Below are 22,939 nucleotides of genomic sequence, written 5' to 3'. Positions count from 1 at the left end.
TGATAGAAATCACAAACTAACATTAAATACAACATTTTAAAAGTGTTATTCGTTATTCATATTTGTCTAAAGCTCGTCAAATTCTATACGTAATACAACAAAAACTATTTGACTTAAGGTCATTCACAATTACATTTGTTTTATTACATTTGATAGTAAAATAGGGAATCTAGAACACTTTCACGCACATTCCCTAAATGCAAAATAAATAAGATTAGATTTTGTAGATTAAATTCCTTCTAATGAAAAAAAACATTCTACTACCGGTAGATTTTTCGGCTCATTCTAATAATGCTGTAAATTACGCTGTGGACCTTGCTCTCGAAAAGGGGTATTCACTTCATCTTTACCACAATTATACCTCGGCTTCTGCTGTATTTGAGGACGAAAATGGCCGTAATGAGACTAATTCTCCAACATTCAAAGCTGATATCCTTATTAAAAATCTGGCAGAATCCATAAAATTACAACATCCTGCACTTGAAATAACAACCCAATGTGAGCGTGGTATGATTACAGAAACACTACCGGAACTTGCCACTCCTGATCGATTTGATTTTGTTATCATGGGGACTAAAGGTATCACCAATGACGATAGCCAACTCATTGGTAGCACGACCTATGTCATTAGCAAAAAAGCTAAAATACCTGTCTTAGCCATCCCAACAGAAGCGTCCTTTACACCTATTGACAAAGTTGGCTTACTGTCTAATTTTAAAGAAGAAGAGGTACAGACCGTACAAGATTTTGTCAACATCATCGGCAAAGACTTTGAACTAAAACTTATGCATGTTCACTACGATCATTCATCAGAAAACAGAATCGAAGACAAGCTTGAAGTATGGAAATATAAGATTAAAAAATATATTGGTGTGACCAATATTGCTATTGAAGTGGATTCAATACAAGGTGACATTGAGGACTTAGATACGGTTCCGGAAGTGATTAATGAGATGATCCATGAGGAAAAGATCAACATATTATTGGTGACACGGTCGAGGAAATCGTTCTTTGAACGTGTTTTTACGCGTTCCGTTGCAAAAGCATTATTTAGTCACCCCTTAGTTCCAATATTTTTTACTAAAGCATAACCTTATAGCCATGTCTAAACTATTAATACCAGTAGATTATTCCGAAAACGCACGAGTTGCCGCATTTTATGCAGCTCAAATTGCGACGACAACAAATGATGAGATTACACTCTTTCATTCGTTCACTTCGCATATCAACAAATTTGCAAATGCGAAGCATTTAGTAGACCCAACCGAGGGAGAAGCTCGCCGTCAGATGGAAAAACTTGTAGCCGAACTTCTACAGGAATATCCTTCGCTTAAAATTTCTACCTTATTTGCCAACGGTATTTTGGCTGAAACACTGGATAAACAAGAGATAAAAGAGGTCTATCAAACGGTGATTATGGGTACAAAAGGAGTGACCGGACTTGAATCTGTATTGATTGGAAGCAATACATATGATGTCATTAAAGAGTCAAAGATCCCTGTTCTAGCCATCCCAAAAAACGCGATAAAATTCAAAAATGACAACATCGCGCTATTGACAAATTTCAAACCCGGTGAACTTGAAGTGCTTAAACAAGCGATACCATTATATGGGAAAAATTTCCATTTACAACTCATACATATCAATAAAAACGAACTAGAAATCAACATATTAGGAGAAAAACTTGAAAACTGGATTGAACAGATTATTGCTGAAACTGGTATCGAGGATATTTCCTATATCATCAAGTCGCCAAGTTATTTTGCAGGTTCTCGAGAGAATATTGCTAACGGTATCCATACCATTATCCGGGATGAAGATATCGATGTTATTTTGATCACAAAAAGCAGAAAGACTTTTTTCCAAAACATTTTTACAGAAAATATTGTTAAGCATCTGGCTTTTGAAATTGAGGTGCCAAACTTTTTTGGGCGAGTAGAGTAACCAAATAATTTTTGGCAAATTTATTGCAAGAGTGTTCAGTGAGTTAATTTAACAACAGTATTATAGTAGATAATTTTACAAACACGCATTATGAAAATTAGCCTTAAAAAATCAGGATTACTTGTTGCGGCAGGAATTTTATCCACCGCATCCTTTGCGCAAAGCACAAAAGAAGCATCTATTGAAGGCACAACACCGTTTGGTTCAGCAACACAATATAGAACCTGGTCTATCGGTGTAGGAGCCGGCGTAACAAGCTTGCAAAATATCGCCAAATTTAACAACGGTGGTTATGATAAACTGGATTGGAATCTAGGGTATAGTGCTTATATCAAGAAACAGATCTCACCATCGTTCGGATTAAAAGCAACTTATTTTGGCGGAAAGACAGCTGGTTATGATAACAGTGACAAGCAAACTGGATTCGAAACCAAAACTCCTTGGTCAGTTGCCTTATCTGGTGAATTTTTAGCAGCCAACACGAATTGGAGATTTTTCAACAGTTTTATTAAACCTTATGCATCGATTGGTGTTGGGGTAATGAATGCTGAAACTGCTGCAATCGCTGGTGGTAACAAAGGTGAATATGGAGATTCTTATTCTAAAATCTTTGTACCGGCAGATTTTGGTTTTAAATTCGCTGTTGCCAAAGGCATCAACTTTGAACTGGGATATCAATTGAATTGGGCGAACCAACGATTTGACAATCGTTACAATACAACTCCGCCACAACAATACAAAAATGACTTATTTACTTACGCACATGCCGGCTTAGAATTCGCATTGGGCAGCAGCAGCAAGCCTGCATTGAATAATTCGAATCCTGTCGCAACCCTTGTGAATGACTATACCGTAAAATACGATGATCTGAAAGCTCAAAATGATGCATTGAATGCTAAAAACCAAGCTTTGCAAGGTCAATTAGATGGTCTAAACAATGATCTAAAAGATGACGACGGTGACGGTGTTGCCAACAAATATGATAAATGTCCGGGCACACCTTCAGGTGTTCAGGTGGACGGATCAGGTTGTCCAATTGTTGTGAAAAACGAAACCAAAGTTGTTGAAAAAGTTGTGGTTACTGACGCAGATCGAAAAGTTGTTGCTGAAGCGATCAAAAACTTAGAATTCGATTTAGGTAAAGCAACGATTCGCTCCACTTCGTATGCAACATTGAATAAAGTTGCTGCATTATTGATCGAGAAGAATTTTAGTTTAAAACTCGCAGGTCACACCGACAATACAGGTTCACGCGAATTAAATATGCGTTTATCTAAAGAGCGTGCAGAGTCTGTAAAAGCATATTTAGTATCTCAGGGTGCTAATGCGTCGCGTATTGAAGCAACTGGATATGGTCCAGACCAACCAATTGCATCCAATAAAAATGCAGCGGGCCGCCAACAGAATCGCCGTGTTGAATTTACACTTTACTAATAACTAACAAATTACACTAATAAAAAGGTGTTTTTTAAACAGAAACACCTTTTTATTTACCAAACGTCATATTTCAACTACAAACCTATCGTGAATTTAATTTTTAACTTATTACTTTTGCATCGGTTTATACAAACACAAATTATATGAAACTAAAATTACAATTAGTACTTGCTCTAGCATCAGCGGGCTTATTTGCCAATAATGCAATTGCTCAAAATGCAAAGGTATCATCCATTGAGGGAACAACTCCATTTGGACCAGCTACACAATACAGAACATGGTCTATTGGTGTCGGTGCCGGAGTGACAAACCAAACTAACATTGCTGGTTTTAATCGTGAAGGATACGATGACTTAGCATGGAACTTGGGGTATAGTGCTTATATTAAAAAGCAAATCTCTCCTTCTTTCGGCATTAAAGCGAGTTACTTTGGCGGTAAAACAGGTGGTGCATTTAAAGATGGATCACAATCTTTTGAGGCTAAAACACCATGGTCTGCTGCATTGTCAGGAGAATTCCAAGCGGCTAATACGAACTGGAGATTCTTCAACAGTTTTATCAAGCCTTATGCATCTATCGGTGTTGGGGTGATGAACAGCAAAACTACGTTGACAACAGGATCAACTTCCCAAGAAGCGGATGGTATTTCTAAAATTTACATACCATTGGACATGGGACTTAAATTTGCTGTTGCCAAAGGGATCAACTTCGAGTTGGGTTATCAGTTAAATTGGGTTAACCAAAACTTTGACGGTATTCAAGGTGGCCAATATAAGAATGACTTGTTTACTTACATCCATGGTGGCTTAGAATTTGCACTGGGTAATGGTAGCAAACCTGCTTTGAACAATTCAAATCCTGTCGCGACCTTAGTAAACGACTACACATTGAAATACGATGATCTTAAAGCACAAAATGATGCTTTAAATGCTAAAAACCAAGCACTACAAAATCAATTGGACGGGCTAAACAGTGACCTGAAAGATGATGATGGTGATGGTGTAGCTAACAAATATGACAAATGCCCAGGCACCCCTTCAGGTGTTCAGGTAGACGGTGCAGGATGTCCAATTGTTGTTAAAAACGAAACAAGAGTGGTTGAAAAGGTTGTTGTAACAGAGGCTGACCGAAAAGTTGTTGCTGACGCAATCAAAAACTTGGAGTTCGATTTAGGAAAAGCAACCATACGTCCTACGTCATACGCGACATTGAATAAAGTAGCTGAACTGTTAATCGAGAAAAACTTCAGTTTAAAATTAGCAGGTCATACGGACAATACAGGTTCTCGTGAATTGAACATGCGATTGTCAAAAGAGCGCGCTGAATCGGTGAAAGCCTATTTGGTATCTCAGGGTGCTAATGCATCGCGTATTGAAGCGACAGGTTATGGTCCTGACCAACCGATCGCATCAAACAAAACCGCTGATGGTCGTCAACAAAACCGTCGCGTAGAGTTCACGCTTTATTAATCGATATTCTTTGATTTATACAAGCCAAAGGCATCACTTCACGGTGATGCCTTTTTAATTACTCCTTTTCTTATCGAAATCTTATTCGTTGGTAAGGTAAACGTAAAAAGCTCTCCCTATTTAAAGTAAATAAACATTTGAGCAACAAAAAGATAACTTCCGAACAAACAACATAATACGTATTTTTAATAAAGCAAAATTAAAAAAATGCGTAGACCCCATGCTCTTGTGTTGACTTTCTTTTCGTTAATCTTTTCCTCTTGTGAAAAGGATCCACCACTGAAGGAACCAGGATCAAATGAAGCGATCAATGAATGGACAATGGCACAAATGCGGCACTATTATTACTGGAACGATCAAATCACACAAACAAATGATTACCAACAATCTCCAGACCTATTTTTCAAAAGCATCTTATTTCCAGATGACCATTATTCCAGGATATTACAGACATTTAACAGCGACACCTATGGCAATACCCTGACGAACACTTTTGGGTTCGATATGGTACAACTCCAAACAACCGGTAAAACCATCCAACTGATCACCCAGGTTGTTCCCTTCAGCGAAGGGGATTTAATGGGACTCAAACGGGGAGACAGCATAAGCCACATCAACAACGAGCCTTTCGACCACAGCAACCTGAAATCGCTACTAAGCAAATCTTTGCTTTTGCCGGCAGTGCATTTGACGCGAAACGATGGCAAAATATTTCATCTGCCTGCTTCTTATATTTCGCAGCCCGTCCTCTATACCGCTAAACTCATCTCCTCCTCCCCCACGGTAGGCTATATGTTTTTAAGTCAATTTGACTTTAGTGGGGCATATTCATTATTGGAAGCGGTCCAAAATTTCAAGTCCCAACAGATACAAGAACTTATTGTCGATTTACGTTATAACCCCGGTGGACAGGTTGCTTTCACCTCATTTTGCGCACTCTTATTGGCAGACATCAAGGAAAACGACATTTTTGCCAAATACCAAGGCAACAAAAATATCAAAAATAGAGAAGACAGCTTCGCAGCAGCACTGCAAGGTCAGCCCGATGGCTATTCATTTTCAGCAAAAGATGTTCTAAAACAAGGTTTACATTTAAAAAGAATTTATATCCTCACAGGGCCAAACACGGCCTCTGCGTCTGAAATGTTAATCAATGGATTGAAGCCTTATATAGATATCATTCAAGTCGGCGATAAAACCTATGGAAAAGATATGGCATCGACCACGCTATCTACACCTGAGGAAATTCATGGCACTGAACGTGCTTGGCATTTGATTCCCATGATCTATAAAATATACAATAAAATGGGACAAGGAGGTTATAGCAACGGAATTACTCCTTCTATCAAGATCGACGAGTTTGCCTTTTTACCGTTGCCCCCAATAGGTGACACCAGAGATCCATTGATCCGGGAAGTGTTACGAACAATTAGCGATAAAAACACCAGAGTCAAGGGCACTGTCAATACAACAGAAAAGACGAACATTTTATCCCCAAAATATAGAGGAAGTACGTATCAGGTAATACCCATCGAAGTAAGTACAGCGGATAAGACCGGAAAATAATTTTATCAGTGTGCACAAGAATTTAATGAGGTGATGATCATACGTAGATCGGCTCCAATCTGTCCATTTTTGGCTAATTTGCGAAGAGAAGGAGACAAAATTTTCGAACGAATGGTTCGTTCCTTCGATTCATAGTCCTGCACGATGTCTTCCAGCTGCTGCAACAGTTCCAAATATTGCCGATAAAGTTCATTCAGCTCCGCCATTTCATTCCGTAAGGCTAACAGCGCAGCCGCATCAACGGAACGATCTACATCTCCCTGAATTTTCAGGGAGATAGCAAATAAATTGCGATGTTTTATAGCATTGATGCCTTTCATAGTGACTATTTTTTTGAATTAATGGCTTACCATTGATATAAGTGTTGACGGGTATCTGTGCTTGTTTTGTAATGCGTTTTATTTCTGTAGCCAGATATTATCCAAACCATAGCCTATCCCTCCAATTTCTGAGAATGCATCAACATCAAAATATGCATCGGATTCTTTTTGAGGGAGATATACAATACCGATATCTACCGAAAAATTAAAAAACAAAAAGACTTTTTGTCCATCTTTAAGAATCGGTTTTAAATCCTTATCTAATACCTGCGCCTTTGGCACAAAAGTAGCGTCAATCGGTATTTTGATAAATTCTTCGGGAATTTTATCTGATATCAAGTCGGTAATCAGGATTGGATTTTCGTCATACTTGACCATATCCATTCCCCAACTTTCATCATAGACAGGCTTACCTTGATAAACCGCCAATCGAATTGGCTCACCATTAGGTGAAATTGTTTTATTATAATTTAAGATCTTTACTTGCCTCACACCCGGAATCGATTCGACATCATCTCCTAAGGGATTTGGCCCGACAACGAGTGACGGATCAATGGGACTTTTACTATGTACACCAAAGGTGTTTAATCCTGATTTGAGCGGAAGCCGTTGCTCCAGGACGACCTGATCATTACTATTATATGCAACGACCGATGAAGAATCGGCATCTTTATTTCGTAGAAAAATAAAATTAGCATCGCTTGGATTAGCAACTTTTCCATCTATCGTTACTCTTTTTACATCCACCGACGCAGTGCTATAGGATCTAAAAGCAATCCGGGCTAGTTCTTCAGTTTCTACAATAGGTTCACCTTTTTGACACGAAGACAATAGCGATCCAACCCAAAGGGCTATAAAACAGAGAAATAATTTTTTAATCATCTATAAAGGATAAAGAAGTGAGCCATTGCATGGCTCACTCAATTAAATAATCAATGTTAATAAGTTTTTGGAGCAAATTGAGTCCAGTTTGCAGTCCAAGGAGCAGTTGTCGGATGAAATGCACCTTTATAAGTTGTACTTCCATCACCATATGCAGGTGAAGTTGACAATGGTCTTAAAAAAGCAGGATTAAATGTAGATGTTGTTGGATAAAAAATATTTCCAGCTCCTGCTAAATTCAAATATGTCGTTGCATCTGTTGACACATTTGTTTGGTTTCCTGTTGGTGTTGCACCACTGAATGCCGCAGTATAAGCATGTACAACATTACCTGTAAAAGTACCTGTTGCACCATCCTGAAATGCTGCACCTGTTGCATAACCAGCGATAATCGAATTTTGAATATCATACTGTGAAGCTCTTCTCCAACGGTTACCAAATTTCAGTTTTGTACCAGCAACAGTAGCATCCTTAATTCCCAGGAATGTAAAATTTTTCAATACTGGGCGAGTCTTAGGTGTCGCTGCATATGGCGCTGTACCTTCGTTATCCGATTCCAAACCGTTTGAATCCGAGCTACCACTTGATGTGCTATTTGTTGAATTAGGATCCTTTAGTGATAAGGCATACTGAATTGTTCCGGTGTATCCATGATCGAAATCAAAGTCATCATCGTCATTCGATAAGGCTACCAGGTATTTCGCATTTACAGTACCGCCAAAGAACTCAAAACCATCATCTTTACCCCAAGATACCTGAATATTTTCCAAGGTGGTACCAGTACCAACACCACCTAAAGTTAGTCCGTTGATCTCATTGTCAGCAGTTAAGTTGTAACCTGCAAATTCAATACGTACATATTTCAATGAGCCTGAATTATCTGCAGCGTTTGTACCTCCATAAGTAACATCTACACCCACAGGTTGAGGAATCCCTTCGATTCTCCGTGTGGCAGCTTGATTAGTAGTTGCACTACCCAACAAGACGACACCTCCGAAATCACCAGGGTTACGAGATCCTGCCGCATTTGGAGAAGTGAATACGATTGGTGCTGAAGCAGTACCGTTAGCGATTAATTTCGCTGTTTTAGGTACAACCAAAACGCCTTTGATATTTTGAGTTATTCCGGTGATTTGGTCATTGTATGCTTTAGTTACACCAGAAGTAATGTAAGTACCCGCTTGAATCGTCAATGTCGCACCCGGTTTTACGAAAGCAACTCCATCAATTTTCCATACGGTATCTGCAGAAAGCGTAGTTTTAGTAATAATACCGGCAGCATCTGTTGGGATCGTTGCCTGAGGTTTGTTTGGCAAACCAGCATTCAAATCTGAATTAGGTCCTACGTTGTCTTTGTTACAAGAAGCTAATGCGATTGCGCATACGCTTGCTACTGTTAAGATTTTTTTCATTTTGTGTTAAATAATTACTAGTTTTGCCATCACAAGATCATTTTTTAGACTATGCATCCCTATGGGATAGCATTTCATAAGGTTGCATAGTTGTTTTCAATCACCCGTTTTCTGTATTTTTCTATTTTCCTTCCCTGTTGTGCGACTTGGACAAACCCGGAACTTATGTACATTATTGAGGGAGTGATATGAAACTGCCTCGCGCAGGTATTTTTTTTACTTTTAAATTCTTTTAATAAGTTTTTGGTGCGAATTGAGTCCAACCAACAGTCCACGGAGGTGTTGAAGGATGAAATGCACCTTTGTATGTAGTACTACCGTCACCGTACGCAGGTGAAGTTCATTTCTTTAATTGATTTAGAACTTATTTTTTAAAAATTATAGGTAACTGAAAGATTAAATCTTCTTCCATCTTTTTTACGATAGGTTATTATATCCCCATCCGCTTTATTATATTTATTATCTCCTTTTACTTTTGTGGTAACATAGTCACCTGTCTGCGGATCATTGGCAGTCGTAAATCCTTCAGTATTTTCATAATAGCGGGTCCAATCATCAAGCAGATTAGCCAAATTAAGTTTTACTTCCATTTTTTTATTTAAAAAACGCGCATAAAATTGTGCATCCAACTGCTTTGGTGCCAATTCATATTCAACTGCTGAAAGGTTAAAATTTCCGATATTTGTCCGGTACCCCCTATGGTTATAACTTGTCGTAATTCCGAAATAATTGCCCCAATAACCAAATCCTAGGTTTAACAACCATGGCGATTGTCCCATCAAAGGTCTATCTTGCCCCGGATAACGCGACTGGCGACGTTTAGGTCCATCGGGTGTGGCGCCATCAATAGTTTCCCAATGGGATAACACATTGACTTTAGATTTCAAAAGCGTGCCATTAGCTGATACAAATAGATCTTTTAGCCATTCCTGATCACCTATAAATGCAAAGTTTTTTCGAATTTCCAATTCTAGCCCTAAATTCTTTGCAGATTCCATATTTGCAAAAGTATAATTCCGCTTATCGTCTCCCCGATGTACTAGCTCTATTGGCTTGTCTAAATACTTATAATAGCCCGTTAGGGATATTATTTCACCTGAAGACGGGTACCATTCAAAACGCATATCCAAATTATCAATCAAAGTACTCTGCACTTGTTCGCCCGATACATAACCGTCTAATTCAAAATCATACATCGCAAACATACCTACCTCTCTAAAATCCGGACGAATTACTGTACGCGCATAACTTCCTCGAATATTGAATGTATTAGTTAAGTTAAACGTGGCATTAATAGATGGTAAAAACCGCCAGTTATTTTCTTTTACACCAAGTTCATAGGCTTCAGCACCATTTGTATCCCCCTTTTGATACTTTCTTTTATACAGCTCCTCCTGTCTACTATTAAGATTAAAATATTCAGCCCTTACACCGTACACCAACCGCAATTTTTGCCATAGCTTTTGATCAGCCATTAAGAAAAGTGCATGGGAACTCATTTTTCCATTATAATACCTACCGCCAAGACCTTCGGCATAATAGTATGCTTGCCCATCTCCATTTCCAATATTTTCGTTTGAAAATAGTCTATCATAACTCGACTCAATTGGAGGAGCAGGTACGCTAACATTGCCAACCAAGGTCGATCGTGTCATAGGTAAAAATTTAAACAAATCCAATGTTCTTTTTTTGACCCAAGCCTGATAACCTAATTTGACAAGAGTTGATACTCCTGTCCCGCGTTGAAATTTCCGAGAAAATGCAGCGCTCCAATTATAATCGGTCTCATCTATACTAGTCCACATTCGCCAATCAGTTACCGCCCCTTTATTAGAAAATCCAGCAGTTGTCAATAAATTAGGTGTTTGAAAATAGGGTTGATCATCTATCGTGGTCGTTATTCTATAGGAGAGCTTTCGTTCATCTAAAATTTGCTGTTTAATCTTATTGATGGTAAACATTCCCTCCGCTTTTACCTGCCAGGGCATCTGATACTCTCCGATCAACTGATGTTGCTGCAACGACATCGCTTCAGGTAATTGATACGTAAGCCTATTTGCTTTTTTATCAGGGTCAGTGTATACTTTTCGAATACTTTCATTGTAATTATTTGCATACGTACGTGCATACATATTTCGTAAAGAAACTTTAAATCCATCCGCTTGATACCCCATATTTGCAACCAATCCAGCGTTACTGTTAAAGCGATAAGAGGTGCCGGCACCGTTGTCTCCGATACCGGTACTATCTATATAGTGCGTTCCAATTAATGCAGACCCCCTCGTATTATTAAACGCTACAATATTCTGCTCGTTTCTAAAGTTTACCGAAGCAGCAAAGCCGAATCGATTTCCGTTATGTAACTGATACAAGCGACCAAGCGAAAAACGCATATTCTGATTAGGGAGAGCTTTATATTTATATTGCTTCATTGCGTCACTGTTAAAGCGTTTGGATTGTGCGATAGCGTCCAAATCGTTGTACTTCACGGCATCGCCAAATTCAGTTGGATTTAAAGGGGTATTATTTAATTCCTCGTCTGTCAAAATATAACCCGGAGGCGCATCTAATAGTAAAGACCTGCTATTCCATTGCCAGGTTTTTATTCCATCGGGCATTTTTGACGATTTGTCAAAGAAACCGAAATATTCACTTGTATGTCGTTTTCCAAGTCGGTAAAAATTTTTTCCCAAAGTTTGACTATTACTTCCTGATCCAATTTGTATTGTTGTAAAATTCTCTTCTGGAATATCTATCGTATTCACCGAAACCTGTCCGCCCGAAAATTCAGCGGATACATCCGGTGTTGCCGTTTTATTGACCACCACCGAGCTCACCATTTCTGTCGGTATAATATCAAAGGAAAAATCCCGTCTATTCTGCGAAGTACTCGGAATCACCACACCGTCCAACATGGCCTGATTGTAGCGGTCGGACATCCCCCGCACAATAACGTTCCGGTTATTAACAGTGGTCAATCCGGTAACACGTTTTAAAACCTGCCCCATATCATTGTCCGGTGTACGGGCGATCTGTTCGGCGGATATTCCGTCCGTCACCGACGCTGCGTTTTTTTGCGCCGCATAAAGACCGGCTACGGAAGCTTTTTTAAACGATACATTGACAACTGCCGTCTCTAGCGCATTTACCTGCGTCTTCATGGCAATGTTTAACCCTGTCCGTTGTCCGGCCTCTATTTTGACCCCTTCAACACGTTGGGTCTTGTAAGAGAGGTAACTGACTTCCAATATGTAGGTTCCCGGTTCAGCATTCAAAAGATAGCTCCCATCGATACCGCTCTGTGTTGATTTATTGGTACCGATCAGTTTGATGCTGGCATTAGCCAAAGGTTGACCGCGATCATCAATAACTTTACCTGAAATATACCCATTCTGCTGTACCGGTTTTTCGACTAATGTAATATAGACACTGTTGTCATGAGCCATCAGGTCAGTCTCCCTGAGCAGATAACGCATGACATCGCGGACACTATTACTTTTAAAAATTTTGGCATTTACCTTTTTCTCTGCCAGATTATATTTCGCTGCATCGAAAGCGATATGTATATTTTGGGATTCCAAACGTTCGAAAGCCGCCGGAATATTAGATTCACTAAAAGAAACTGTAATCTTTTTATCGAGTAACTGCCCGTATGCGCCCGAAGCTAAGAGCATTTCGGCCGACACGATTGAAAGAAATAGACCTACCAACGATGTCCTTATCATAAACTTAATATCGTTTTGCGTAACGTATTGCTTAAATTTCATAAATTTGTATGCGTATATAATATCTCTTAAGTTGTTGTATATGTTATTTATACCATCTCCAAATGGTACATGACGCAGAGTTGACGATGGCCGTCGTCAGCTCTCTTTTTTTTATCCCCGAATTAGTAAATATGCACTATCCTGCCCTCCTTCCTTGATTTGTTGTGATGAATTGCTTTGATACTTTCCAGGGTTGCCGTCCAGGACAGCTGCTTTGATATCGGCATACTATACCGTTGTTGAGCAATCCGCTGATCGTCAGTTTTAATATCCACATCATAGATACTTTTGACCGCCAGTGCCAATTCTGCAAAACTGCTTTGCTTAAGATAAACTCTTCCCTCAATCCAGCTATTCCGTGTCGTCAGATCAAAAGTCTCCTGATGACTATTGTGGTTATTTTTGGTATAACGGATCTGTTCACCGCGGGTCAGTACACCCAGCGGATTGCTATTGGCAGTAACCTGCACTTTACCTGTAAATACGGACACCGATATATCATCCAATTCCGCATAGTTTTTCACGGTAAAGGAGGTCCCCAGCACCCTTGTCTGTATTTGTCGGGCATTCACCACAAAAGCTTTTGAGGAATCTTTCTTAATCTCAAAATAGGCCTCTCCAGCCATAAGCTCCACAACTCGATCACGCCTATTGTAAGAGACGGTATCCAATTTAATTTTGGAATATGCGTTCATTACAACGGTTGATCCGTCGGCCAAAAATATCCGCTTACGTTGTAAGGCCCCTGTTTCAAAAATCCGGTAACCGGGTTTTAAACTCGCTTCTCTTTGGGAGAAATTCAGATCATGCTGCTTTGTCCAAAATAAAACGCCAACACATATCAGTAGACTTGCCGCAACCGCTCCGCTCCAGTAGATTATGCTCCGACCCACTGATTTTTTTGACCCAGTACTTCCAATACGTTGCTGTATATTATTCCATAATCGAACCTCATCTATCTCCCCTGCAGAAAGTTCTTCCCGATCAAGCGTATCATACCAGCGATCAATCAGGGATCTCTCAGCCTTGTTCCCATTATTATGCTGGTATCTATAGATTAAGGATTCAAAAATTTTTCTTTTCACTTTTTATGCCTGCTGTTTATATACAAGTCCGCAATAAAGCCCCAAAGTACTTCAAGAAATAGTTAATGTTGTATGAAAGAATTGTTAAAGGATCAAAGTTCAGAAAATAGGAATGTGGCAAGGTGGGTAAGCTACTTAGCGAGCTCGTCTATCATAAAGACCAAAAGAAGGCTAAAACTACCGTTTTGAACATGTTGATAGCCCAAAATAGCTTTCCGTAGTCGTTTGGATGCTTCCGTAAGATTATTTTTGACCGTTTGCTCAGACAGCCCCATACGCATGGCTATCTCTCGAATGGATAAATGTTCCCATTTTAATAAAAGCGCTTGCCGCATATTCTGTGGCATAATTTCCAGCTCTTCCTCCAACAACTTCTCAAGGGCTAAATACGTGTCGAGATCCTCTGGATGTTGCTGCACATAGTCGAATATATGTTTACTCCAGTGCTCCAACAATCTATCTTTGGCTTTGGTGGAATTAAAAAAGTCTATAATTTTATATTTGAGCATTCCTTTCAAATAGGCCTGGAGGTTCATTTGGATGTCGATTGTATGCCGCCTTTCCCAAAACTGCACAAACAGCTCCTGTAGAATATCCTCCACATCCTGTCGGTCTAGGATCCGACGGGCAGCGTGCTGATAAAGATCTTTCCAGCAATAGCGATACAATTCCTCATAAGCAGAAGTATCGTTAAACTCTTTAATAGCTTGTAGCCAACGCTGATGTACAACTGGTCCTTGATTCATGCTAATACCAAATTTAAGGTTGAAATATTAAGTTTCTATTAATAAATGAATAAAGAAACTGTAGGTATATAAAATAGTTTCACATTCGAAATAATACTTTTCAAAGTGAGCTAAATCCATATAACAGCGCTCAATTTATTATCACCTGGTATAAAAGAATCAGATTCCCTTAAAAATCAATTATTTAAATTATTTGTTTATTCCAATATTATTCTTATCTTTGCATCGCCTTAGGCAATAGTGCCTATTGTATAAAATATTTCATGAACCCATTTTTAGAACTGGGAATCCGTGAGGAAGTTGTTAATGCCATCTCAGAATTAGGTTTCGAAAAACCTTCTGAAATTCAGGAAAAAGCCATTCCTGTTTTATTGACTGGTAACGACGATTTTGTCGGATTAGCCCAAACTGGCACAGGAAAGACCGCGGCATTTGGTCTTCCATTATTAGAGCAATTAGACTTTTCTCAAAAACACCCACAGGCATTAATCCTTTGCCCTACTCGGGAATTATGTTTACAAATCTCAAAAGATTTAGAAAAATTTGCTAAATACGTTGACAACGTACATGTTGTTGCTGTATATGGAGGTGCAAATATCTCAGACCAGCTACGTCAAATTAGACGTGGAGTGCAAATTGTAGTAGCGACCCCAGGTCGTATGTTGGATATCATCGGCAGAAATGCGATTGATTTTTCAAATGTAAAATATGTTGTATTGGATGAAGCGGATGAGATGCTCAATATGGGCTTCAAAGAAGACATCAACAACATTTTGTCAGAAACTCCTGACGAGAAAAAAACTTGGTTATTTTCGGCGACAATGCCTTCTGAGGTACGTCGTATCGCAAAGAATTATATGACCGATCCAGTTGAGCTTACTGTAGGAACAAAAAACACCGGTAACGCCAACATTGAACACCACTATTATTTGATCAAAGCAAAAGATAAATATGCTGCGTTCAAACGTATTGTGGATTCAAACCCTGATATCTTTGGTATCGTATTTTGTCGTACAAAAATCGAAACACAGGATATCGCTGAAGCGTTGATCAAAGATGGTTACAATGCGGATTCACTGCATGGTGATTTGTCCCAACAACAACGTGATAAAGTAATGAAACGTTACCGTGACCGTAGTTTACAATTGTTGATCGCAACAGACGTAGCCGCTCGTGGTATTGATGTAAGTGATGTAACTCACGTTATCAACTTCTCTTTACCTGATGAAACAGAAAACTATACACACCGTTCAGGCCGTACAGCCCGTGCAGGTAAAACTGGTATTTCGCTTTCTTTGGTAAACGTAAAAGAGCTAAGCAAAATCCGTCATCTTGAAAAGATCATCGGTAAACCTTTTGAGAAAAAACAAGTACCTCAAGGTGCTGAAGTTTGCGAAAAACAATTATTTTCTATCGTTAAAAAGATTGAAAACGTTGAAGTAAACGATGAACAAATCAGCCCATTCTTGCCTGCAATTATGGAAAATTTGGAATCACTTTCAAAAGAAGATATCATCAAAAGATTCGCTTCTCTTGAGTTCAACCGTTTTTTGGATTATTACAAAAATGCGCCTGATTTAAATATCGAAGCGCGTGATGGTGGTCGTGAAGACCGCGGTGATAGACGTGATGGTCGTTCACGTGAAGGTTCAAAAGGCTACACGCGTTTATTTATGAACTTAGGTTCAGTAGATGAATTCTCTCGTGGAGATATGTTGGGCTTCATCTGTAACAATGCGAATATTTCAGGAAAATCAATCGGTAAAATTGATTTGAAAGGCGTGTTCACATTCTTCGAAGTTCAAGATGCAGAAGTAGAAAAAGTATTCCAAGGATTCCAAGGTGTAGATTACAACGGTCGTCAAGTACGTATCGAAGTATCTGGTGAAGCTAGAGGAGAAGGTCGTAGCGACCGTGGCGGAAGAAGCCGTGGTGGTGATCGTGGCGGAAGACGTGAAGGTGGATACCGTGGTGGTGATCGCGGTGGAAGACGTGAAGGTGGATATGGTGGCGGCGAACGCAGCGGAAGACGTGAAGGCGGATTCAGTGGTGAGCGTCGTGATCGTGGTGAGCGTAGCAGCAATGGCGGTGGCTTCCGTGATTTCTCTGGAAAACGTAAAGAATCAAAAAGCAAATACTAGTCATTAGTATTTAAAATAAGAGTTTAAAGACTCTGGTATAAAAGCACGTAGCTTGATTTACCAGAGTCTTTTCTTTTATATCCCCTTCTAACAGTACAGGCACTAATATCTCCTGCCAATATAATAGTCTCTATAAAAAAGCTTAAATTAGCTGTATTATACGAACTGGACTTCTAACATGCCAATAGTAGCAACAAGATTATTTGATTTAGCATACCTGCAATATAATATTGCTCCGGATTTCCCGATGTTTTCTTTCAAAAAAGGTAACGAATGGGTAAAAGTAAGCAATACTTATTTTATTGAACAGGTCAACGAGACATCTAAAGGTTTGATCGCATTAGGGGTTCAGCCGGGAGAGAAAGTAGCATTAATTAGTGAGAACCGCATCGAGTGGAATATCCTTGATTTTGCTATTCAACAAATTGGAGCTGTAGTAGTCGCCATTTACCCTAATATTTCGACCTTAGATTACACATATATCTTCAATCATGCCGAAATCAGGAAGTGTATTGTCAGTTCAAAGACACTATACACAAAGATATTAACGATACAAGATGATTGTCCGCAACTAAATGCTATTTACAGTCTAGACAAAGAGGATGGTTTAAACCATTGGCATGACTTCGTCTCCAACGGTGAGATCATTACAGATGAAACGCTAAACCAACTACGTGATGGTATAAAAACCGATACATTGGCATCCATCATTTACACCTCTGGCACAACAGGAAATCCCAAAGGTGTTATGTTGTCTCATAAAAATTTATTGGCAGATACGTTGAGTAGTGAATATTCCTTTCCTGTCGAACGAGGTGATCGTGCCCTCTCCTTTCTTCCGGTTTGTCATGCCTATGAACGCGTATTCCAATATGTATATATGTACAAAGGTTTGACAATCTTCTTTGCTCAATCGATGGATACGATAGGTGAAGATTTTAAATCCGTTAAACCGCATATTTTTTCCGCTGTACCTCGTGTATTGGAGAAAGTTTATGAAAAGATTATGGCTACAGGAGAGCAGCTAACAGGAGTCAAGCGTAAGCTATTCTTCTGGTCCTTGAGCATCGGCGAACAATACAAACTGGAGGGACGTACATGGTGGTATGACCTTCAACTGAACATTGCCCGTAAATTAGTTTTTTCAAAATGGCGCGAAGCATTAGGTGGCGACATCAAAGGGATTGCCTCCGGGAGTGCTGCTTTACAGGAAAGATTAATCCGTCTGTATATGGCAGCAGGAATTCCAATATATGAAGGTTATGGCCTCACTGAGGCAGGACCATGTATCGCTGTAAACTGCTATAAACGAGGTATGAAAATTGGTACTGTAGGCTTACCGTTAATTCATATCGAAATAAAGCTTGCTGACGATGGAGAAATATTGACTAAAGGCGAGAATAATATGATTGGCTATTATAAAAATCCAGAGGCGACAGCAGAAGCGATCAAAGATGGCTGGTTGTACACAGGAGATATTGGTGAATGGGTAGACGGTAAATTTCTCAAAATTATAGACCGAAAGAAAGAGATGTTCAAGACTTCTGGAGGAAAATATATCGTCCCGCAGCAGATCGAATCTAAACTGGTCGAATCTTCATTTATCGAACAGGCTATGGTACTTGGAGAAGGCCGTAAATTTCCTGCGGCGTTGATTGTTCCCAACTATAATAATCTTCTAGAATGGTCCAGAAGTGCTTTTCCCACCCTTGCCAATCTTTCTAGACTAGATTTTCTAAATAGCCCAGAACTGAAACAGAAAATAGAATCGGAACTCAACCGTATTAATCAAAATTTTGGCAGCTGGGAACAGGTCAAGAAGTTCATCCTAGTCCCCGACGAAATGACCGTTGAAACCGGTGAATTGACACCGACATTAAAAATGAAAAGAAAAGTTATCTTGCAAAAATACGAACAAGAGATTGAAGATATTTATCAAAACTAGTCTACAAAAAAGCCTTTGTTTTTGACAAAGGCTTTTTTGTAATCAACTAAATTATATTCTTTATTTTTTAACAATCCGTTGACGAATCGCTTCATAGATCACTACTGCGGCCGACACAGATACATTTAACGAACCTATTTCACCGTACATTGGTATCTTGGCCAGGTGGTCGGCAATACGAATTAGGTCATTGGAAACACCAACGTCCTCTGCACCCATAATCACACAGGTTGGAGCTGTATAATCCACATCGTAAATGCTCGAGGTTGTTTTTTCTGTACTGGCAACTAACTGCACACCTGAATCAATCAAAAATTTACCAACTTTGGACAAGCTATCATGGCGACAGACAGGGATTTTATAGAGTGCTCCAGCAGATGTTTTAATCGCATCAGGGTTGACCTCAGCCGACCCCTTTTTAGGGACAATGATGGCATGTACTCCAGAACATTCCGCTGTACGTGCAATAGCACCCAAATTGCGCACATCTGTCACTCCATCCAACATCAGAAGTAAAGGAGTTACACCTTTTTCATAAATCTGAGGGAGAAGTTCTTCTATATCATGATAGGTAATTGGAGAAATAACCGCAATTACACCTTGATGATTTTTACGTGTTATGCGGTTTAATTTTTCAATTGGCACCTGTTGAGAAGCGATATTATGTTCCTTTAACAAGGCTTTCAATTCTAGAATCAAACTGCCGCTCAAACCGCGTTGTATAAATAATGACTCGATCTCTTTACCACTATCGATTGCTTCGATGACAGCACGAATACCAAATACCATCTGATTCACTTCACGTCTTTCCCCGTGGTCGCGATCACGTCTCTGAAAATTTCCTTGCATAATAAATACTAAATATTTCCCTCTTCATGGAAGAGTTTGCAAATGTACAAAAATAAAAAACAACTAGCGTGCTTGAATTAGCTTAGTCCCAAGTTAAACTCCTTCCGCAAAGTATCTAAAAGCGGGTTTTTGTTGACCATCGCTTGATACTTCTCCTGGGAAGTATAGGGTTTGCGTGAAATCGTATGTTCCATCATTACCCCCTGCAGATCCAGCGAAAAATTCTGGAGTTTCACACGTAAGTAGTTCAGCACATCAACCTTTGCACTTTGCAATACATCCATCTGAACACCATTTTCGACATCAATTTCAATCAATACCCCATTTAACCGCGGTTGCATAGCCGTCATCATGGTATACAAGTTAATCTTGTTTTCTGCTTTCAGCTGTTCAGCATAACTATTCCAAACAGCAATAAATTGACCGAATGAAACATCACGTTGTTCGCTCCCACGTATCAATTCCGGTTCATCCCCTTCTTTGGCGACCGCGTTGTTATCGTATATGGTATTTAAATCCGGTAAAGATGGAATAATTGCCGAAGTGGAAGCCCCCCACCCTCCTTTTTTAACTTTGGGAGGGACATTAGAAACATTATCTTTTTTTTCTTCTTCCTTTGTCTCGGAAGCCTGATAATTTACGGGGTTAGCTTGCGAACGCGGTGTCACATGGTTTTCAACGACAGGAGCATTCGCTGGAGAAGTCGCTTGCGGAGTAGGGACTACCGAGGTTTGTTGCGCTTGTCCAACTATTGGCTCAGGAAGTTTTTTTTTTAGGCCCTCGGTTGCCGAAGGAATCTGCACGGATCCAAGCTGGCTCAATTTAATCGCACTCGCAATATGGCAGGTTTTGAGGAGTGAAAGTTCAACCTGTAAGCGCTGGTTTTTACTCGCCTTATAGTTGATTTCACACTGATTGGAAATATTCAATGCGGATAACAAAAATCCTGCAGAGGCTTTCTGAGACTGCTGTAGATACTTTTGACGAATACTATTGCTAACTTCCAATAATTTAAGCGTAGCTGGCTCTCTAGCAACCAGCAAATTTCTAAAATGAGCTGACAGACCGGCTATGAAATGACTTCCATCAAACCCGTGATTTAAAATCTCATTGAAAATCAATAAAGTTTGTGCTGCATCCTCAGTTAAAATAGCATCTGTTAGCTTAAAATAATAATCGTAATCCAAGATATTCAAATTATCGATTACAGCTTGATAGGTGACATTTTTATTGGAAAAACTGACGATCTGATCGAACATCGACAAGGCATCCCGAAGGCCACCATCGGCCTTTTGGGCAATGATATGCAATCCGTCCTGATCATAAGCAATACCTTCCCTGTCAGCGATACGGGCCAAATGACTAGCCATATCCTCCACTTTGATCCGGTTAAAATCAAAAATCTGACAGCGTGAAAGAATAGTAGGTAAAATCTTATGTTTTTCGGTAGTTGCTAAAATAAAAATTGCATAAGAAGGAGGTTCTTCCAATGTCTTCAAAAAGGCATTAAAAGCTGCTTGAGAAAGCATATGCACCTCATCTATGATATAGATTTTATATTTTCCAGCCTGAGGTGGTATACGTACTTGATCAATCAGGTTACGTATATCGTCTACGGAATTATTGGATGCCGCATCCAGCTCATGAATACTGAAAGAATTTCCATTTTGGAAAGACTTACAGCTATCACATGTGCCACAAGGTTCGGTGCCTGCTAAGATATTTTCACAATTTATTGTTTTAGCTAAAATACGTGCACAGGTAGTTTTCCCCACACCGCGGGGACCACAAAACAAAAATGCCTGCGCCAACTGATTGTTGTGTATCGCATTCTTTAAGGTACCAGTAATGTGTTGCTGACCTACAACCGAATCAAAGGTAATCGGGCGGTATTTACGTGCAGAAACAATAAAATTATCCATTGCACGAAGATACGGATTTTAAAAATGAAAAAGGAGAATCTAAAACCTAAAAATAGATTGTAATTTTTTAATAATAATTCCTTCAATGCACAAAAAAAGCAAATTTTATCGTTAATTTTATATTACTACAATGTTATCAAATTGTTAAGAATTGAAATTAAGGGAAATATATCGAATGTTTTTGACCACACTCATTTGGTTAACCTGTGCTTCACAGCAACTCTGGGCGCAACATCATGATTTCGATTTTTATGATGGTAAGGTGTCTATTGATGTCCCCGTCTCCTTTAATATTCCATTCAAAGACAGCTTAACGATAGCTCATGTACAAAAATTCTATCAAATAGCTGATCAAACCGATTACATACAACTTGTAAACAGTTTGCTCGAATACAAAGATGAACATCATTTGAATGATTGGGTGTATTATCAGCTGATTCGCCGCACCGCACAACAGATTGCCCCGAAAGCTGAAAATTATACACGCTATACTTTATATAAATGGTTTTTAATGTGTAAATCTGGTTATGATGCCCGCTTGGCCGTAGGTAATAATCAGATTGTATTTTTCATTCAGAACAAAGAAGATATCTCTGATATTCCCTTTTTTGAAATTGACGGAAAGAAATACACCTGTTTAAACTTCCATGACTATGGAAAGCTCTTTCAACGCGCAGACACCTATATTCCCGTTAAGATCAAAGTACCAGAAGCGATTGAAGATTTTAGTTATAAAATCACAAAATTACCTGATTTTGTACCAGCAAATTATAAAGAAAAGCAAATTGAGTTCAACTATGGACATAAAGCCTACCATTTTAATGTCAAGTTGAATGACGATATCAGTGATCTCTTTAAAAACTATCCTGGCGTAGATTTTGAAACTTATTTCAATATTCCACTTAGCAAAGAGACTTATCAATCACTGATTCCTGCGCTCAGAGAAAATTTAAAAGGAAAAAATCAGCAGGAAGGTGTCGATTATTTAATGCGATTTACACGATATGCATTCTTATACGAAAATGACGAAGAGAATTTCGGATCCGAAAAGCGCCTTTCTGCAGAACAAACGCTATTGAATAAATACAGTGACTGTGATGACCGTGTTGCCTTGTTTTTTTATCTGGTAAAGGAAATCTATAATCTACCCATGATTACCTTGCTCTATCCCACTCATGTAACGATGGCCGTCCAATTTGAACATCCTATAGGCGATGCTATTTTGTACAATGGAAAATATTATTCTGTCTGTGAACCTACACCACAAGCACAGAGTTTGGATATTGGTCAACTGTCAGAGCAACTTAAAAATCAATCTTATCAGATTGTTTATCACTATGAGCCGAGATAATACCACATCTTATCCCGAGATTTCATATTAGCTTCATATCGCAGAGTTTAGCTGAAAATTGTCATTCCGCAGAGTAATAAACAATCCTCTAAAAAGTATTTTT

Annotated in this window: 16 protein-coding genes; 8 read left to right on the top strand and 8 right to left on the bottom strand. The window is 39.1% G+C overall.

Going from position 1 to position 22,939, the window contains the following annotated elements:
- Positions 1-242: 242 nt before the first annotated feature.
- The 5 genes from ACLCDV_RS07500 (at position 243) to ACLCDV_RS07480 (ending at position 6,416) form a co-directional block, all read left to right on the top strand.
- Positions 243-1,091: a universal stress protein gene (locus ACLCDV_RS07500; RefSeq protein WP_317667830.1), complete on the top strand. Its 849-nt coding sequence runs from the start codon at positions 243-245 to the stop codon at positions 1,089-1,091.
- Between the two features lie 10 nt (positions 1,092-1,101).
- On the top strand, positions 1,102-1,944 hold the full coding sequence (locus ACLCDV_RS07495; protein WP_153844997.1) for a universal stress protein: 843 nt from the start codon (positions 1,102-1,104) through the stop codon (positions 1,942-1,944).
- Positions 1,945-2,034: 90 nt separating this feature from the next.
- Complete coding sequence (locus ACLCDV_RS07490) at positions 2,035-3,378, top strand: OmpA family protein (RefSeq protein WP_333577047.1); 1,344 nt, start codon at positions 2,035-2,037, stop codon at positions 3,376-3,378.
- Positions 3,379-3,524: 146 nt separating this feature from the next.
- Complete coding sequence (locus ACLCDV_RS07485) at positions 3,525-4,850, top strand: OmpA family protein (RefSeq protein ID WP_411973318.1); 1,326 nt, start codon at positions 3,525-3,527, stop codon at positions 4,848-4,850.
- Positions 4,851-5,057: 207 nt separating this feature from the next.
- Positions 5,058-6,416 carry a S41 family peptidase gene (locus ACLCDV_RS07480; protein WP_411973317.1) on the top strand — a complete coding sequence of 453 codons (1,359 nt, stop codon included), beginning with the start codon at positions 5,058-5,060 and terminating at the stop codon, positions 6,414-6,416.
- A 5-nt stretch (positions 6,417-6,421) separates the two neighbouring features.
- Here the strand turns inward: ACLCDV_RS07480 and ACLCDV_RS07475 are convergent, their stop codons facing one another.
- From ACLCDV_RS07475 to ACLCDV_RS07450, 6 genes are all read right to left on the bottom strand, one after another.
- Positions 6,422-6,736, bottom strand: coding sequence for a hypothetical protein (locus ACLCDV_RS07475; RefSeq protein ID WP_317667835.1), 315 nt, complete (start codon positions 6,734-6,736; stop codon positions 6,422-6,424).
- A gap of 78 nt (positions 6,737-6,814) precedes the next feature.
- Positions 6,815-7,618, bottom strand: coding sequence for a hypothetical protein (locus ACLCDV_RS07470; protein ID WP_317667836.1), 804 nt, complete (start codon positions 7,616-7,618; stop codon positions 6,815-6,817).
- Positions 7,619-7,674: 56 nt separating this feature from the next.
- Complete coding sequence (locus ACLCDV_RS07465) at positions 7,675-9,030, bottom strand: hypothetical protein (RefSeq protein WP_317667837.1); 1,356 nt, start codon at positions 9,028-9,030, stop codon at positions 7,675-7,677.
- Positions 9,031-9,401: 371 nt separating this feature from the next.
- Positions 9,402-12,755 (bottom strand): TonB-dependent receptor domain-containing protein, encoded by a 3,354-nt coding sequence (locus ACLCDV_RS07460; RefSeq protein ID WP_411973316.1) that lies wholly within the window; start codon positions 12,753-12,755, stop codon positions 9,402-9,404.
- A 164-nt stretch (positions 12,756-12,919) separates the two neighbouring features.
- Complete coding sequence (locus ACLCDV_RS07455) at positions 12,920-13,882, bottom strand: FecR family protein (protein ID WP_411973315.1); 963 nt, start codon at positions 13,880-13,882, stop codon at positions 12,920-12,922.
- A gap of 131 nt (positions 13,883-14,013) precedes the next feature.
- Positions 14,014-14,628: an RNA polymerase sigma factor gene (locus ACLCDV_RS07450; protein WP_411973314.1), complete on the bottom strand. Its 615-nt coding sequence runs from the start codon at positions 14,626-14,628 to the stop codon at positions 14,014-14,016.
- Between the two features lie 263 nt (positions 14,629-14,891).
- On the opposite strand from ACLCDV_RS07450, the gene ACLCDV_RS07445 reads away from it, so the two are divergent.
- Together ACLCDV_RS07445 and ACLCDV_RS07440 are read left to right on the top strand one after the other, a co-directional pair.
- Positions 14,892-16,769, top strand: coding sequence for a DEAD/DEAH box helicase (locus ACLCDV_RS07445; RefSeq protein ID WP_075991675.1), 1,878 nt, complete (start codon positions 14,892-14,894; stop codon positions 16,767-16,769).
- Positions 16,770-16,947: 178 nt separating this feature from the next.
- Complete coding sequence (locus tag ACLCDV_RS07440; RefSeq protein WP_411973313.1) at positions 16,948-18,714, top strand: AMP-dependent synthetase/ligase; 1,767 nt, start codon at positions 16,948-16,950, stop codon at positions 18,712-18,714.
- A 60-nt stretch (positions 18,715-18,774) separates the two neighbouring features.
- Here the strand turns inward: ACLCDV_RS07440 and rlmB are convergent, their stop codons facing one another.
- On the bottom strand, positions 18,775-19,563 hold the full coding sequence (rlmB, locus tag ACLCDV_RS07435) for a 23S rRNA (guanosine(2251)-2'-O)-methyltransferase RlmB (protein WP_411973312.1): 789 nt from the start codon (positions 19,561-19,563) through the stop codon (positions 18,775-18,777).
- 77 nt (positions 19,564-19,640) lie between these two features.
- The gene (locus tag ACLCDV_RS07430) at positions 19,641-21,485 is read right to left on the bottom strand and encodes a DNA polymerase III subunit gamma/tau (RefSeq protein ID WP_411973311.1); all 1,845 of its coding nucleotides are present in this window, start codon (positions 21,483-21,485) and stop codon (positions 19,641-19,643) included.
- A 175-nt stretch (positions 21,486-21,660) separates the two neighbouring features.
- Here ACLCDV_RS07430 and ACLCDV_RS07425 point away from each other — a divergent pair, with 175 nt between their 5' ends.
- Positions 21,661-22,836, top strand: a complete 1,176-nt coding sequence (locus ACLCDV_RS07425; protein ID WP_411973310.1) for a hypothetical protein — start codon at positions 21,661-21,663, stop codon at positions 22,834-22,836.
- Positions 22,837-22,939 lie beyond the last annotated feature (103 nt).

Origin of the sequence: Sphingobacterium sp. Lzh-3, from assembly GCF_046764375.1 — a bacterium.
Lineage (GTDB): Bacteria > Bacteroidota > Bacteroidia > Sphingobacteriales > Sphingobacteriaceae > Sphingobacterium.
This window is presented reverse-complemented; position numbering and strand designations above follow the sequence as displayed.